This is a genomic window from Phaeocystidibacter luteus (assembly GCF_008933115.1).
Classification (GTDB): Bacteria; Bacteroidota; Bacteroidia; order Flavobacteriales; family Schleiferiaceae; genus Phaeocystidibacter; species Phaeocystidibacter luteus.
In genome coordinates, this window is sequence record NZ_WBVO01000018.1 from 1 (window position 1) to 16,087 (window position 16,087).

The 16,087-nt window shown below is 41.5% G+C and carries 10 protein-coding genes and 1 tRNA gene; 2 read left to right on the forward strand and 9 right to left on the reverse strand.

What is annotated here, in order from left to right; translation table 11 throughout:
* Positions 1 to 366: 366 nt before the first annotated feature.
* Positions 367 to 2,442 (forward strand): T9SS type A sorting domain-containing protein, encoded by a 2,076-nt coding sequence (locus tag F8C67_RS14105; protein ID WP_151668509.1) that lies wholly within the window; start codon positions 367 to 369, stop codon positions 2,440 to 2,442.
* Between the two features lie 84 nt (positions 2,443 to 2,526).
* On the forward strand, positions 2,527 to 3,867 hold the full coding sequence (locus F8C67_RS14110; RefSeq protein ID WP_151668510.1) for an RHS repeat domain-containing protein: 1,341 nt from the start codon (positions 2,527 to 2,529) through the stop codon (positions 3,865 to 3,867).
* Positions 3,868 to 4,582: 715 nt separating this feature from the next.
* Here the strand turns inward: F8C67_RS14110 and F8C67_RS14115 are convergent.
* The 9 genes from F8C67_RS14115 to F8C67_RS14155 all read right to left on the reverse strand — a co-directional run.
* Positions 4,583 to 4,771, reverse strand: coding sequence for a hypothetical protein (locus F8C67_RS14115; protein ID WP_170266483.1), 189 nt, complete (start codon positions 4,769 to 4,771; stop codon positions 4,583 to 4,585).
* Positions 4,764 to 6,275, reverse strand: coding sequence for a helix-turn-helix domain-containing protein (locus tag F8C67_RS14120; RefSeq protein WP_151668512.1), 1,512 nt, complete (start codon positions 6,273 to 6,275; stop codon positions 4,764 to 4,766). Before F8C67_RS14120 ends, F8C67_RS14115 begins: the two co-directional genes overlap by 8 nt.
* Before the next feature lie 548 nt (positions 6,276 to 6,823).
* Positions 6,824 to 8,950 (reverse strand): ATP-binding protein, encoded by a 2,127-nt coding sequence (locus tag F8C67_RS14125; protein ID WP_151668513.1) that lies wholly within the window; start codon positions 8,948 to 8,950, stop codon positions 6,824 to 6,826.
* A 70-nt stretch (positions 8,951 to 9,020) separates the two neighbouring features.
* On the reverse strand, positions 9,021 to 10,172 hold the full coding sequence (locus tag F8C67_RS14130; protein ID WP_151668514.1) for a DUF3800 domain-containing protein: 1,152 nt from the start codon (positions 10,170 to 10,172) through the stop codon (positions 9,021 to 9,023).
* Positions 10,173 to 10,251: 79 nt separating this feature from the next.
* Positions 10,252 to 11,250 carry a restriction endonuclease gene (locus tag F8C67_RS14135; RefSeq protein ID WP_151668515.1) on the reverse strand — a complete coding sequence of 333 codons (999 nt, stop codon included), beginning with the start codon at positions 11,248 to 11,250 and terminating at the stop codon, positions 10,252 to 10,254.
* Between the two features lie 10 nt (positions 11,251 to 11,260).
* A complete protein-coding gene (locus F8C67_RS14140; RefSeq protein WP_170266484.1) occupies positions 11,261 to 12,190 on the reverse strand; it encodes a DUF4145 domain-containing protein in 930 nt (309 codons plus the stop codon).
* Between the two features lie 134 nt (positions 12,191 to 12,324).
* Entirely contained in the window at positions 12,325 to 13,554 is a 1,230-nt protein-coding gene (locus tag F8C67_RS14145) for a site-specific integrase (protein WP_151668517.1), read from the reverse strand.
* 302 nt (positions 13,555 to 13,856) lie between these two features.
* Positions 13,857 to 13,943 (reverse strand) — tRNA-Ser (locus F8C67_RS14150).
* A 47-nt stretch (positions 13,944 to 13,990) separates the two neighbouring features.
* Positions 13,991 to 16,087, reverse strand: a 2,097-nt coding sequence (locus tag F8C67_RS14155; RefSeq protein WP_223277577.1) for an HD family phosphohydrolase, incomplete at its 5' end; no start/stop codon positions are given.

The following is a 16,087-nucleotide window of genomic DNA, read 5'->3' on the forward strand; positions in this document are numbered from 1 at the left end:
GCGCATTAAAAAACCCCACAAAGCTCTACTTTGCGGGGTTTTCAAGTTTCGCGGTGAGAGGGGGAAATGAACCTCTCTTATTACGTCCTGAAAATCAGTGTTTCAGAGCCTTTCTTCTCAGAAGGGTTACGATTTGGAAACTTCTCAGCGCAAAGGGCTTCTCGCTCAGAAGTTCTCAGTTTGCAACCTGTAGGCTAAGATAAAAGTCAAGGAGAGAAATCAAAAACTAACCTCTATCCCTGTTTTAATAGAATTAAATCTGGTCCCCGATTTCTTCGCTAAGCATAGCCTATATGAATAGCGATTTGAATCGCAAGACTAGAATCCATTGCTAGTCAATTCCTTAACTCTTCATATCTTAGAACTATGAAGAATCTCGCCTCACTTCTCACCGTTCTACTTTTCTCTATAAGTCTCCCTGCACAGCAAGTCACGAATTTGAATGACTCTGGCCCTGGATCGCTTCGAGACGCGGTGTTCAACGCAAGCTCAGGAGATGTTATTCGCTTTGACCCTTCGCTCCTTGCGAATGGATCTGACACCCTCCACCTGAAGTTTACGATTAGCTTTTTGCAGGGTGTTACGTTGAAGGGGTTGTACAATCAGACCGACACGCTTTATGTCAGTGGAGGAGATTCGGTTCAGTTGTTTTACATGGATTTTTCTAACAATCCAAATCAAGATGTCACTCTAGATAGTCTGGCTCTTGAAATGGCATTTTCAGACAATTCTAATGGCTCAGCAATCTGTGTTCTCGACGCGAGATCGGTTGAGATTAGGAATTGTCACATTGCCAATAACAACACTCAAGGACTATTTCTAGGAGGAGCCGTTTATGTTGACGCTACCAGTTTAGAGTTGTTTAATTCAAGCTTTGTTCATAATAGTCTGGATAATCCTAATGGAGGTTTCGGGGGGGCTGTAAGTGCAATCAATGCGGACTTCGTAGTTAATGATTGTGTCTTCGATGGAAATTCGAATAGGGGTAGTGGTCCCGCTGCACACTTTAGATATGGTGGAGATTTGATAGTTCTTAATTCTCTCTTCGTAAATAACGTCATGCCGGGCTCTTTTGGCTATAGCTCAGCACTTACTTCGACAGGAAATGATTCATCGTTCATATCAAATTGCTCTTTCAAGTCAAACATGAGTACAACTAGCGGAGGAGGGGGGCTTTCAATAGTCGGGAGCTATGTTGATCCGACAGTCAATGGAAGTTTTGTCGTTAACTGTGTATTTGAAGATAACTCATCTGGGACAGGAGGTGCAATCTATGTGGATCACGGTAAGGCTGCCATAAGTGACTGTTCCTTTATAAATAATGCAGCTTACAATTCTGGAGGAGCTGTATCGTTGTCGGATAACGAACTCAGCATAAGCAACTCGACTTTTATTAATAATATATCACCAGAAGGTAGTGTGTTCTACAATTGGGATGGTGCCATTGGAATTCAGAACTCCACGATACTGAATTCAGTAGCGACAAATCAGGATCCATTATTTAGGTCGAATAATACCTCTTCCTTTACAGTTCAAAGTTCCATTATCACCTCTAATCAAGGTCAATTGTTTTCTATTGGCAACGGAAGCTTCACTTCCAACGGTTATAACCTATTTTACTTAACGCCTAGTTGGGCCTCAACTTCTGATTTAGTTGGTGTGGATACTTCAATAGTTGCACTTGGTCCGATCCAATTGAACGGCGGCCTGACCCCAACCATGATGCCCGACACAAACAGTCCCGCACTAAACTCCGGCAATCCCAATGACTTCTCGAATGCGCAGAACGGCGCCATCTTCGGCCGACGTGATATTGGCGCAGCTGAGCGTCCTCTCATTGTGTATGACACAACCGTGGCTTGTGGACCAGTTCAATGGTGGGGGGCTACATATTCCAATGAGGGTGTTTATCGAGATACGCTCTTTAATGCCAATTCCATAGATTCTGTTGGAATACTGGTTCTTGCCGCGCAGGATACTGGCGTTTATGATTTAGATGGAACACTTTATTCTGAAGAGACCGACACCAACACCACGTATCAATGGGTAGATTGTTCGAATAACTTCACACCCATCGCAGGAGCGACCAGCATCAACTTTCTACCTCCATCCAATGGTCAATATGCCGTAATCTTAACCAATCAGAATTGTGTGGATACTTCGGCCTGTTACAATTACAACCGATTCTCGGTTCCTGAGAATAGTGCGGGTGATGCGTGGTTAACCTTCTACCCTAATCCAACAACAGGACGAATTACTGTGAACAGCCAGGGAGCTCTTCCCGTGGCTATGGATATTCTTGATTTATCTGGGAACGTACTTTATCAACTGTCAATGGAGGCAAATGCCATTCAGCTTCCACCTCTCACGCAAGGAGTTTATTTGGTTGTTTGGAAGGGAGAGACTGGGGAGGTCCAAGTGGACCGAATTGTGATACGCTAGAGTGTGAGTCGTCTCGATAGACACACCGCCTTAGTCGAAATCTACAACGACCTTGCCCCCTACAAGCTCTACGTCGACCCGTACATGATTGAGTCCTATTTCACCGGTGCTCTACAAACCACCAAGCACTATTACATGGGTATGACTCGTGTGGCTACAGACATCTCCTTGGCAGAAGTCATGGAGGAGCAGATGAAAACATCCACTGCTAATTCTGATAATACAGTAGATGCAACCCGAAACTCAGAGAATGGAAATGAACGTTCATTCAATGATCCGGTAATTGTAGACTTGCAAAATCAACTAGAGTCCTTTGACTTAGTTCAAGACAAAGACTTTACACAAAGGGAGTTAAAGACTAGACCTAGACTAGCAGAGTATTATCCTCAATACGCTGAAGCCTCACAAGGCAAATCGGATTTAACCTGCTGTTTTGAAGGCCTTAGATACTGGTACCACCCTGATTATCTCGGAAGTGTGGATATGATCACAGACGACGCAGGAAAAGTACACCAATACTTCCATTACACACCATGGGGAGAGCAGATGTACACGTACACTTCTTCAAATCAGACTTATGAAAGCGAATATTTCTTTAATGGAAAGGAATTCGATGAGGAAACTGGTTTAGGGTATTATGGAGCGAGGTATTACGAGAGCCAGGTGAGTAGTTGGTTGAGTGTGGATCGCTTTGCCGAAAAATACCCTAATAGTTCATCTTATTCGTTCAGTGGGAATAATCCTATAGTATATATTGATCCGAACGGCGACAGTTTATTCATGACGGCGGAGTCATGGGGCTTTTTATCAAGAGGTTTAAATAAGTTAGGAGTAGGGGCTTTGTTTTCTTACGATGCTGATAAAGGTGCCGTAGTTTTTAATAATGAAGCTGATCTTCATAGCTTCTCAGATGAACAATTAGATGTAATAGAACGAATTGCATGTCCAGCAGTTCATATAGAAAGCAACATCTCTGCGAGAGTTGAAGACAGATCTACACCGCTTCCAGAATACAATGGAATGAGCATGGAAGACAAAGGAACAAACGGAGCCACTCTCGTAACAAAATGGAGAACAATAGTCAACGTCACAATGATTGAAGGTATTGAATCCCCCTTTAAACTTTTTCTACCAACGCTTTCAATACCTGATAGACTGTGTTTCTTACAAACAGTTTATCCTGCTGAGCAATCTGTTGTTTTAGCTAGAGAGCCAGTAGCAGGAAGAAACGTTTTATATGACTTACAAATGGTTTCTGCGCTTCATGAGATTGGAGGTCATGGTTATCGATCTATAATTGCACCGAACGAAAGTATTAGAGAGGATCCAGGTCACAATGCAGATGTTGAATCCTATATGCGAATGGTGAGACTTATGTTACGCCAACAGGGTGTGGGTATTTCTGAAACACCGTACATTCATTAATTATTTAGCTATGCGTCTATTCGCCATAATTTTAACACTTGGTTTTTGTACGAGTTGTTGTACCAGATTGCAAGTTCAGTCGGGCTCAACTACAATCTTGAGCCATTTTGTAGAAAATCAAGGCTTGGAATATTTGTTTCGACATGATTATTATTTAAGTGATTCAAGTGCTCAATATGCTTCAGTTTTTGTTCTACGAGACAGTGTGATTGATCAGTACAAATTACTCTTCGTTAAGGACTTAAGAGGAGGTTGGAGCGAAATTACCGACGAGAAAATTATCGATACATCATTCGTAGATCCTATAGATTCTAACAGTCGAATTGAGTATTTCCACTTTAAGAAGGAGAATAAGTATCAGGAATATCAGTTTACTCTGATGAATGAATTATCTATTCCGTTTGATTCTGGGCAAGTGCTAGAGTTGAATTTTTTAAATAATTGCAGTCATAACTGTGACTTGTTAACTTTAGAAGAAGGATTTGAATATGAAGAGTCCGAGGTCATATATAAGGCCTGGGTCATAAAGGGTTTTGACATAGTCAGATTACAGTGTGATTCAATTTTCAGGAAAGAGAGAAATGTTTATTGTGAATAGCGGTGTTCTTTTGAATTTATTGAGCGTGATTTAGCAAATGTCATAAAGTGTATAATGAGTAGTTTAGGTAATCTCTAATAGAGAGAGTGGTATTATGATTGTATTCAAATGGCTGTTCTAATTACACCCCACCCTCCAAATAACCTCCTGCGGATACACCTCCCCATTCACAAACGCAATCACATGCGTCTTATCCGTCAATTGAATCTTCTTTTGTATTCTGCTCCACATGGCGTAGGATACTTCTAGTGGATCCCTATTGTACTTGACGTCCTCCTTGTAAAAGGAGTAGTAGACGTTAGTCAATTGACGATCTTGGTAAACGACCATTTTGACGACTGCTTGTTTCTTCCAATTGGTGTACTTGCCGTTCTTCATCTTCATGGATCAATTGATTCATTCGGATTAGCCTTTGATAGAGTTCTTGAAACTGATTCATGTGCTCTGGCCAGAGCTTCTTGACCTTCCTTGCTGTGGCGATGTAGTTGGCTTTCGTAGGGTGCTGCGAGAACTCTTTCATGGCCTTTTTAAACATTTTCTGATTGCGCCATTTGCGCTTCTGTTTCACCGATGCTCTGGCTTTCTTGACCTTTGCACAGTAGAGCGTCCAAACTCCCTGGAATCCTGAAAAGTCATCCGGACTCAATTGACGGTCGAGCTCAAAGAATTGCATCGGGTACATAGTGTACCGGTTGGAATCCTCTTCTACGAATTTCCTCTGCATTTCTACCACGTCTTCCATGATCTTGAATCGGAATTGAACGTCTTCCATAGTATTGCATTTGACGAAGTAGCGCTCCACGATATACTCAAAGACCTTATGGTATTCACGGTCGTAGATGTTCCTTTCCGACCAGAGCTTTCTGTGGGCTGTCCATAAGAACTGACGAACAAGCGGACGTATTTCTTCCTCATGCGGATGCCGCGCCGCGCCCTTGGTTTGGTACTTAGTGAAAGGGCCACAGGTTTTTAGTGCTGGATGTGGACATAAGGCCTCCAGCTTCTCATCTAGGGTTTGGGCTTCGCTTGGTGTGTTCCTTCCTCTATCAATTGAGTATTCTGCGGATGAGCCAGGAGGAGCGGGGAGACTCGGAGAGTCGGTTGCCGCTCGCTCATCCGCTCCGCGGTTTATTAATTTTTTATTTAGTGTTCTTTTATAGTTCTGAGGTGGTTGTACTTTTTCCTGTAATCGCTTCGGAATCGGCCATTCTTTGCGGATTCCATTCAAATGGGTCACGGGAACTTTTTCCGGATTTCCTTCATCAAAGAATACCAGGAATTCAGAGTTGATGTGCAACTCGTAGTTAGACCGTGTTCCGTGGTTTTTCTTTCCTACAATTAAGCCTAGATCCTTCAATCGTTCAATGTGGTTCCATACAGTCTTTTCGGCACGATAACCCAGTTGATCGGCCAACTCGCGGTTGTTAGTCCATAGGACATAGGGAACATTCGGATTGAGCTTCATTCCTCCTTCAGAAGCCCAGGTGAGGTTTTCTTCACTCAATTGACGGATCATCAATCGGGTGAGCTCATAGATAAACATCAGCTGATTCGACTTGATCAATTGATACTTGGGAGGCAGTCTCTCTCCCTTGTTTTGCCGGCGTACTTCCTTTACTCGAGCGTTGTGTTGCTCCATCCAGTCCTCATACAATTGACGCTGCGTATGGAAGTCGATAAAGGGTTTGTGGATGATCTGTTTAGGCGCATTTCCAACACTCAATTGAGTCTGTTCAGTACTCTTGGCTGCAGCTAGTTTTTGTTGAATACTAGGGATGGTCCCCAGTGCAATCCGCATAGGGAGTTTCATCGTTCAATTCGTTTAAAAGGTTTGAATAAAAAAGGAAGTCCGACTCCAAGGCGGACTAGTGATAAGAAAGTGTCAATTGATCCTTGGAGCCGGAGCTTCGCTCGGTGCACATTCAACCTCAAGGCGCTGGCTACACCTTGAAGTAAGCTGTTAGAAGTGAGGTGATATTTCGTTTCCAATCTTATCACTAGTCAGTGTTAATTGACTAGGACAATTTTAGAACGGGTAGAGGGAAAAGCAAAGCGCAAAATCGTGCGGAAGTGAGCAACGGCGGGAAGTTTAGGCGTATTTAGCATTTCAGAGCCCCCTCCAGTTAATGTTTTTATGGAAAAATAAATCAACTGTCACTTCGCAATATTGCGAAGATCTACCTCGGAATTGAAAGAGATATGGATGTGCGGGAATTGAGGGAGCCTTGTCTTAAATGAGTTAGACTTCGCTAGGGACAGGTATTGGATGGTAGTTTGATGCAACGATTTGTATATGGTGGTTTGCTTTCTCGCAGGGCAGCTATGCGCTATATATCTTGTTGGTTGTAGTTTTTCTAATCATTTTTTTTCTTTAAGAGGCTCTTCTTTTGCTTCAACTTCAGCTGCTTCCTTAAATTCTGGCTCTTCAATGTGTGGTACTTCAAAAATCATTGGAACATTAGACTTGAATGCTTTCCCTGCGGCAATTGCTTGTCTAAATTTCAACTTGTTGAGACTACCCACTATTTCTTGTCCGAAATAATTTGAAAGGAAATCACTACTCGTTTTATCAAATTCTTGAAATGATACAATTGTATTACACTGTGTAAGTATCGTTTTAGATACGTTCGCAGTCCTTTGTGCAATTACCATCAGACCAACGTTATACTTTCTGCCTTGTAAGGCAATTTGAGCGATACTATTGAGCAATGGCTGTGAAACCTTGTCACTAACTCCTGAAAAATTCCATTCAGGCACAATTGTATGTGCTTCTTCTAGTACAATACAAATTCGCTTCCCATAGCTTTTTTCCTTCTTAGCTATATGAAAGAGGAGGCGAAAAAAAGTTTTGGTATAGGTGAGAACACCCGAAGTGTTTTCTACATGCGGCAATTCGAAAATGGACAATTTCTTATTACCTTTTAAAAAGTTGCTGATTTCATTATACATTTCTTCAGCGATTTCTTTTCTAAGTAGTCTACTCTCCTCATTATCCTTATTGTAGTTGTTGGCAACTATTCTTTCAATCTTGTCTATTTTCTTGAAAAGAGATTCAGACTTTTCATCACTTATGACTCTATCCGGCTGATAGTCGCTGAACTTTCCCAGATATTCACCTGTAAAATCGATACATATGACTTTAGTATCGTCATCAGATAGATACTGCCTTATCAGATTTCTGGCGAAAATTGATTTACCTGTTCCTGTTACTCCAATAATTGCTGTGTGGTGGGTGATAGCGACATTCTTGTCGATAATAACCGGATAATTAGTTCCTGGAATACTCCCAATTATGTATTCTTCATCCTTGATTTCTGGAATTTCAATATCATCAGCAATGTATACAGGACTATTTATTTCAGGCACCCACCCGAATTGTTCAAATTGACATTTTTCTGCATTCCAAGTCCCCAACTGAATGGCTTCTCCAACGATTAATCCAGTTTGGTTCTTTTGTTCTAATTGCTCAATTCGGGTTATTCCTTCAACAACTTGATAAAGTACTTGTTGCTTTTGGACTGTTACTTCAAGCAATTGACCTTCTTGAATCTCCATTCTTGAATTATATACAAATCGGATTTTTGAGATTACTGTGTTCTCCGTAATAATTCCAACTAATCTATTCAGGTAGTCATTTTCGGGAATGTCCTCTATTCTGTAAACAATGTCAGGAGAGTGGTTTGAGTGAATAATTGCATTGTTGAAGATTTTTTCAATCTCGCTATTGGAAAGAATCTTCACCCACTGCTCTTGCTTTAGTAGGTAGGTGTCGATTAGAAGACCTTTTCTAAGCTTCTCATCTGTTGAGTACTTGAATTCTACAAAATCGAATATTCTTGCTTGAGTGATTCTGTCTTTGGTGTCAAAAAGTTTTACGAGAAAGGTATTTTTAGATTGAACACCAAATATTTGTCCAAGGGCTAATTGATTATTCTTTTCCTTTTGAATGTATAATAGATCTTCAATTGCTTTTGCCAGGGAGGGGATGTTCAGAATAATGAACACAATCCAAAAAATGAGGAGGCTATTAAATTGATTGGTTTCAGCACCAAATTGTTTATATGCACCCCAAATAAAAAAGGCCGAGAAAATCGATTCAGGACGGCCAAGTTGTCGATTGAGACGTGAGAAAAGTTTTACAAATTTATTTTCATCGGCAAGGGCTTTTTGTCTTATCCAAAGCAAAATATAGCTACTCGTAAGTAGGTAAATAGTCAGTCCAAAAAAGACCCAAAACAAATAGTCGCGATTGTCCTGCTCAACAAGAAGTAAAGAAATTCCCGCAGTTACAGCATTAATAAAAATGTTTGAATCTTTTGAAAAGTGAGGTTGGTCAACAAGTGAAAGAAGTATTAAAAGAAGAGCACCTGAGGTAAACCAAAAGTCATTAATCAAAAAGTCATAATTTGACGTATTAATGTAACCCACCACAATCAGGCTAAGAGTTGCTAGAAGAATTAATGTTAGTCTATATTTCTTACTCATTTGATTTTTTAATTACCACCGACGGTTTGGCTTTGGCACGTGCTCGACAAGGCATGCACTATAGCCGCTGTTAGGGCACGTTGTTTATTATCATTTTCAAGTACTTGAATTCATCTATGTCAAGTATATCAAGTTCATTCTTAGTTGCAAGTTTGACTTTGTTCCTGCACTTCATCAAACGATCAATCATTGGTTGTATGTAGGAGTTACTATGATTCACGAAGTCGAACAAGTCGTTTTTTGATGATGGAAGTTTGTAGCCCTTATTGGAACTCGAAATTACCACTCCGTGATCTCTTAATTTAGCTATAATCTTACTTCTGAAATAGTGCATTGAAATAGTCGATACGCGAACCTTTTCGATTTGTTCAATAAGTTCATATGTAGGTACATAGCTTTCAGGGTTAATATTCTTGAAATGGAAAAGCAGGTAGCTCAGACAGCTACATTGATCTATTTCGAACGGGATTTTCGATTTCTTGTTCTTATCGAGATGTTGCTCAGCCAGATTGATACCGAGAGTTGATATAGTTGGATCGTAATTCTTGTAGTCCTTCTCAGGGTTGAATGCGAAAGGTCGATAATCAGGTGGCCAAAATCGAATCTCTGTTATCTTGCTCTTCAGCGTTTCTAGAAGCTTTGATCTGTTCTCGCTGAGCTTTTTGGACTCATAGCAACGTGCTAATGTGCCTGTAATTATATCCGCAACCTGGACGACTAAATCAGACTTACTATTAGAAAATCGAAATTCCGATTGATTAAATAAATCAGGTATGTGTTTCTTGTTAATGTACTTAATGAAACCTTCCTTGAACTCTTTACCTCCATGCTCGTCAGCAACAACTAAAATATCGGGAAATACGCTGAATAGCTCTCTGTCAACAAGTGAATGAAGGAATTTGAAAAAGGGTCCTTTGAAGTTGAATCCTTCACCTTTGAGTTCTCTTTTATCAATCACAACGCTGAAAATGTGAAATTCCAATTTGTTCAAATCCTCAAGAACTCTGAGTCTACGAGTGTCATTGTCTTTCAACTTCGAAGATTTCATCTCACCTTTTTGAAAATGCTTACCTCTTATTTCATCTACTTGCTTTTCTATTAATTCGAGTTTGTCTTTATCAATGATGATTGCAGTCACTATGAAATGAGTGCTGACGCCCTCAGAATCAAACTCGAGTCCGTTGTTACCAAATTCGTCTATGAATGCAATTTGATTGTTCATTTTTTAATGTGCCCTAACGCTCGTGTGTATGGCACGTGTCCTGGAGGGCATGTGCTATACACGATGTTGTGTGCAATTTTTATCTTTTCTTCATTTTATTAACCCAATTTTTTATCTCTTCATTCTCAGCGAACTGAAGCGGGTATTTTCTTATGGAAACTACCTTTTTTCCTCCTTCGGCAATTCGAGATGTCGTAGCAATTAAACCTTTCTTGGCGCCCTCGAACTCCACATCACTATAAAATGATTTTACCGTTTCGATTTTAACCTGATTGCTTTCCTTATGTCTTTTACATTGAATAATGACTAGTGGCTTAGAGTCGTCTTTGGGATCAAATACTCTAACGTCAACTCCACCATCGTTTACCCCAGGTCCGAGGTCGACTTTATACCCATGTCGATGAAAAAATTCAGCTGTCAGTCTTTCAAAGTTCCGCCAATGCATAAGTTCCAACTTATTCGGATTGGCTTGCAAGTAGTTTATAAACTTCTGATCAATAAATCCATCTGGCGAGTTAGGGATAGATTCCCTTTCAAACAAATCATTTAAACTAGTACCTCCATCCCATAGAACTTGCTCAACTGGAAAAATTGTATTAGAAAGTTTTTGATTCTTCACTAAAGAATTGAATAGTTCAAAAATGACTTCTGGAGGTGCAATTTTCTCCATGAGCACGGCTTTTAAAATAGGTTCTGGGTCTATAAGTTTTGGATTTTCTTCATCATGGTGTTCTGCCAGTCCATCCACTAGTCTTTTAAGAACTTTTATTGGATCAATTCCTTCCTCATGCCATTTCATCATTTTATCCACATCTCCAATGAAATATGGATGAATGTTATGTTCAAGTTCGCCTAGTCTCTTTCGGACTTCCCAGCAGTAAAAGTCAAATTCTTCCGATCGAATTCTGACTGGTCGATTTTTTCGAACATGATAATTATTGAAATTTCTGTCATCTGGAAACTCTTCAAGTAATATCTCAATCAACTGGTCCTCGCTTATTACCAAACCTGTTTTAATTACAACAATATCCAAAATGGCATTAACAAAGTTTTCTAGACTCCAGACAATTGCACCCATTTACGATCTGTTATTTTATTTTATCAATATCCAAAATCGTCCATTCTGCTGTTAGCCCATTTTGGTCAATTACAGATATTAAGGTTGCAGTAACAGAGTTTCCCTCTTGCAATTCTTTATTTTGATAATACTCTCTTTCTTGTTCTGGGAATTCCACAATTACTATCATTTGATTACTTAAGTCCTTAAGAGAGATTTCATCAAAGTCTTCATCAATCTCCAAGATTTCAAAAGCTGAAGTCTTAATTTGAATTTTTGAAGAAGGGTCAAATGCAATTGGGAATTTCAGTAAGTGAGATACTGCATTTTTTACCTTAATAGCTATTTCCTCTGTAGCTCTAATATCATCACCTGCTCCAATTCCTGAAATTACTGAAATTAAGTCAGCTTGGTAGCCAGCTTCATCTTCTCCAATCAAATTTTTCAATGTCTTTTTTAGATTATTAAGGGCTGTTAAGGCGTCTGATTTTAGTTCTACATTATCTTTCTGCTTGAAATTTTGATTGTAGTGTAAGCAATCGTTACGAATCTTTCTAATATCGTCTAAGAGGGTATGGGTAGCATTAGAAATAAGACCATCCGATTTGAGGTTATTTATTCTATTAAATTGAGTTTGACTTTCATATTGAGGTTTTCCTAATTGTACAGACAAATACCTGCAAAAGTCTTCGCTCGACACTCCAACCAAAGAAATGCAACCCGTGTAAAATCCGAATTCAAATAGCTGTTCAGCTTCTCTCACGAGTTTTATAAAGTCGCTTATATTTTTGAGATAATGAATTTCTTCAATTTCCCATTTTCGTTCAACAAAATTGTCAAGGTTGTCTTCGAACCATTTATTTAGTAATGACTTGTAACTTTCTTTGTCTCGGTTTTTATAATCATTAACCTGATGATCTGGAACTAGTTCATAATTGTATTTGTGAAAATCTATATACATCTCAGTTTTTTTTAATTGCACACAACTTATGGATATATGCAGGTTTACCTCTGAAATTACTTGTATATGAGTAGATCTGAGAGAACGAGCATCAGGTTAAATCTACAAAAAGAAAAGGGCCTCTCGGCCCTTCCTCACGCTAATTGAAACTTTCCCGTCATTGTAAGCTTCGTCATATCCTCTGCCAACTTCCTATCCACAATCCTTGCGTAGTGCTGAGTTGTCCTGATATTGGTATGTCCCAGCATCCTTGAAACCGACTCAATTGGAACACCATTCTGAAGTGTTACTGTGGTGGCAAAAGTGTGTCGAGCTACGTGAAAAGTCAGCTTTTTTTCAATACCACATTCTTTTCGAACGTCACGTAGGTATAAATTGAGCTTTTGGTTGCTCATAACAGGTAGAACCAGATCATCGGGTTTCAGTGTTTCCAATTGACAGTATTTGTCAATGATGGTTTTGGCTCTAGCGAGTAGAGGAACCTGGGATTTTGTTTTTGTCTTGATTCGTCTCGTTCTGATCCACCACATGCCATTGGAGTCTTTTTCAATTTCGGAACGCTTGAGTTTCTTCACGTCTGAATAGGAGAGGCCTGTGTAGCATGCAAAGATGAAGAGATCTCGAACCGTTTGAAGTCGAAAGAGTGGAAGGTGCGTTTCTTCGAGTTTCTTTAGCTCTTCTTCGGTGAGGTAAGGACGATCGGTTTCAGGAAGGCGCAATGACATGCCGTCGAATGGATCTTGTGACAACCAGCCGGATTTCATTGCGTGGTTGGTGATCTTCTTGAAGTTCTGCATGAACTTGATGGAGGTGTTCTCCTGAAGGCCTAGATCAAATTGAAGGTAGTTGAAGAAGGCTCGGACTACATTGTACTTGATCTGCTTGATGGGCATGTCCTTCATGCGATATTGGTGCTTCATGAAGGATTTGAAATGCTTTAGACAAGTGCAGTGTTTGCGGTAGACGGTTTTGGAAATTCCTCTACCTACCATCTTTTCCAATTCTTGGTTGTGGGCTTCGTAAACAGATACGATAGTCTTGATCTCTATACCGTCATGACCTTGCATTCGGTTTCGAACGTTCTCAGCCGTGATCTCATCGTATTCCTTGAGAAGGTCTGAGTAGGCTTGGTAGGCTTTCATTCGGTACGTTTCGAGCAAGGCGGAAATCTCATCGAAATGCATTGAACGTCGCTTTGGTTCCCGTGCCTTTTTGTCCCACTCAGAAAGCGGAATTCTACGTCCCACATTCATGGAGGCAGTAGTGCCATTTAAGGTGATGCGAAGAACGATGGGAGCGCCTTCTGAATTCACCTTGGATTTGTTAAGAATGAACAGCAGTTTGAAAGTGTTTCTCGTTGACATACGTCTTCCAAATTTGTGTCTGGAGAGAGTGCCAGTAACCCCAGACGAGTTGTGTGCCCTCACTTCAAAAACAAACTTAGAATGGACGCTTGAATTTGCATTGCGCAAAACGCTGCATCCTTGAGCAAATGCGGGAAGTAGAGCGGTGACGTTCTAAATCGTAACCCCTTGGAAGGTGGGGTTACGATTTGGGTTACGTTTTTTTGCTCAAAACGGCCTTTTTTTGCTCAGTCCTGAAAAACAAAAAGTCCCGAAAACTCTAGGATTTTCGGGACTTTGCTCAGAGTTGGGAAACTCTTCAGCGGTGAGAGGGGGATTCGAACCCCCGGTACGCTTGCACGTACGCCAGTTTAGCAAACTGGTGGTTTCAGCCACTCACCCACCTCACCGTGGGGGTGCAAATATAATATAAGTAGGTGTTCCTGCAAGCGATTTTTTAGTCCGGATATTCAACCCGCAAGTGGTGAATACTCATCAGCTTCTTTTTCAAGACCTGACGCGCTCGAGAAATTTCTCCTAAGGTGATATTTGCATTGTCAAATTGGCCTTCCGACTGCTGATGATCAATCAATTTGTCAACCATATTGGAGATGTCTTCCGCCGTCGGTCGATTCAAACTGCGCGTTGCTGCCTCAACCGTATCCGCCATCATCATTACCGCCGTTTCCTTCGAGAAGGGCTTCGGACCCGGGTAGCGGAATTTGTCCTCTTCTTCCTTGGAGATTTCCATATCGGCTTCCTGAAGCTGACGTAAATGGTTGCGGTAGAAGTACTCTACCCGTGTAGTTCCATGGTGCGTTCGAATGAAATCAATAACCATGTCCGGCACCCTGCGCGCCTTGGCCATCACAATGCCCTCCAACACATGGTCCACAATCACTTTGGCACTTTCAATGGGCTCTAATTCGTCGTGTGCATTGATGCCTGTGGTCTGGTTCTCCACGAAGTATAGGGGATTCTTCATCTTCCCAATGTCGTGATAGAGTGCCCCGGTCCTGACAAGCAACGTGTTTCCGCCAATCTCATCAATCACACTTTCTGCCAAATTACCCACCTGCAAGGAGTGTTGGAACGTTCCAGGTGCCTTAATTCGCAACTCGCGTAAAAGCGGACTATTCGTATCGCCAAGCTCGAGTAGGGTCACGTCACTAACCTGCCCAAAGATCTTCTCAAATAGGAAGATGAGCGGGTAGGCCACAATGCTCATCAATCCGTTCAACGCGAAGTAGCCATATTGATACAGGTGTTCCTGGTCGAGCACATCACCACGAATGAGCGTGAAAGCGAAATAAGAGATGATGTAAATGACCGTGATTTTCCCAGAAGCCAGAAACAGTTGTGCTCTGCGATAAAGCCCGGTGGCCGTCACAATGGAGAAGACCCCAGCTAGGAATTGTATGAAGATGAATTCAAAGCTGTTCGGGGCAACCAACCCCACCATCATAATCACAATGAAGTGTATGAAAAGCGCCAACCGCGTGTCGTAAAAGCTCCTGAGGATGATGGGGACAATGGGGAACGGCACGATGTAAAGCAGGTCTGGGTTGAAACCAACAACGAGGTCGGCCAATAGCACCATGCCAATGAGGTTGACAAGGATAAGGGTGAGGCTGTTGCTGTTTTCTAGTATGGTTGGACGGAACTGCTGAAGGAAGAGGTAAAGCATGGACAAAATGAGGACAACCAAAAGGAAATGTCCGCCACGAACCTGCCAAATCGATGTTGGGTCGTCTGTGCCTTCGAGCGTGCGACGGTAGGATGAGAGTCGGTTGGCGATGGTCTCGTCCACGATTTGTCCACTGTATACAATCACTTCTCCTTCGGAAACCATGCCTTGAGTAGGGGAGATGTCGCGCAAGAATTCATTCTTTCGGCGTTGCGTCAAATCGTTGTTGAAGCGGATATTGGGGCGAACAAAATCCGACAAGTTTTCGCTGAGGTATGCGCGGTATGTACTGTCCGGTACGTCGAGGATTCGTTCTTGAATAATCTGAATGGCATTTTGGGGAGATAAAAGCGCATCGGGATCTACCGTTTGAAAAACACCATTCGATGAAATGTACCAAATGCGTTCACGAGGAATAGTGATGTTCGGCTCAACGACCACTCCCTGCGTGAATACGTCGACAAGCAATTTCGTTCCAATGCGTTGAAGGCTGTCTGTGTTCGATATGACCGAAGCGGGCACGCGAGCAGCATTTTCCTTCCAATCGGCGATTGATTGATTCTCGCTTTCTTCTTGAAGGTTGAAATAAAGCGGGTGAGACTCCTCCCAGGCTTTCTTCTCGGACCTTACTTGCTCTCGCGACTTGTAAAGCGGGAAGTTAAAGGGCGCTTCAAGGTCTTTATGAAGCCAAGGTTGTCCAACCTCGTAGTCGTATTTAAGCCGACCATGTTCCGGCAGAACATACAGCACAACAACGGTAGCAATGAGAAACAGGAAAAGGTTGTAAAGAACCTGGTAGTGCTTCTGCAGGAAGAGGGTGAGTGACTTCATGTTCAAATATAGGGGAAGCGCCTTGAGGGCGCAAGA

Coding starts and splice junctions, on each gene's coding strand:
- F8C67_RS14105 (WP_151668509.1), top strand. CDS start 367: ATGAAGAATCTCGCCTCACTTCTCACCGTTCTACTTTTCTCTATAAGT.
- F8C67_RS14110 (WP_151668510.1), top strand. CDS start 2,527: ATGATTGAGTCCTATTTCACCGGTGCTCTACAAACCACCAAGCACTAT.
- F8C67_RS14120 (WP_151668512.1), bottom strand. CDS start 6,275: ATGAAACTCCCTATGCGGATTGCACTGGGGACCATCCCTAGTATTCAA.
- F8C67_RS14125 (WP_151668513.1), bottom strand. CDS start 8,950: ATGAGTAAGAAATATAGACTAACATTAATTCTTCTAGCAACTCTTAGC.
- F8C67_RS14130 (WP_151668514.1), bottom strand. CDS start 10,172: ATGAACAATCAAATTGCATTCATAGACGAATTTGGTAACAACGGACTC.
- F8C67_RS14135 (WP_151668515.1), bottom strand. CDS start 11,250: ATGGGTGCAATTGTCTGGAGTCTAGAAAACTTTGTTAATGCCATTTTG.
- F8C67_RS14140 (WP_170266484.1), bottom strand. CDS start 12,190: ATGTATATAGATTTTCACAAATACAATTATGAACTAGTTCCAGATCAT.
- F8C67_RS14145 (WP_151668517.1), bottom strand. CDS start 13,554: ATGTCAACGAGAAACACTTTCAAACTGCTGTTCATTCTTAACAAATCC.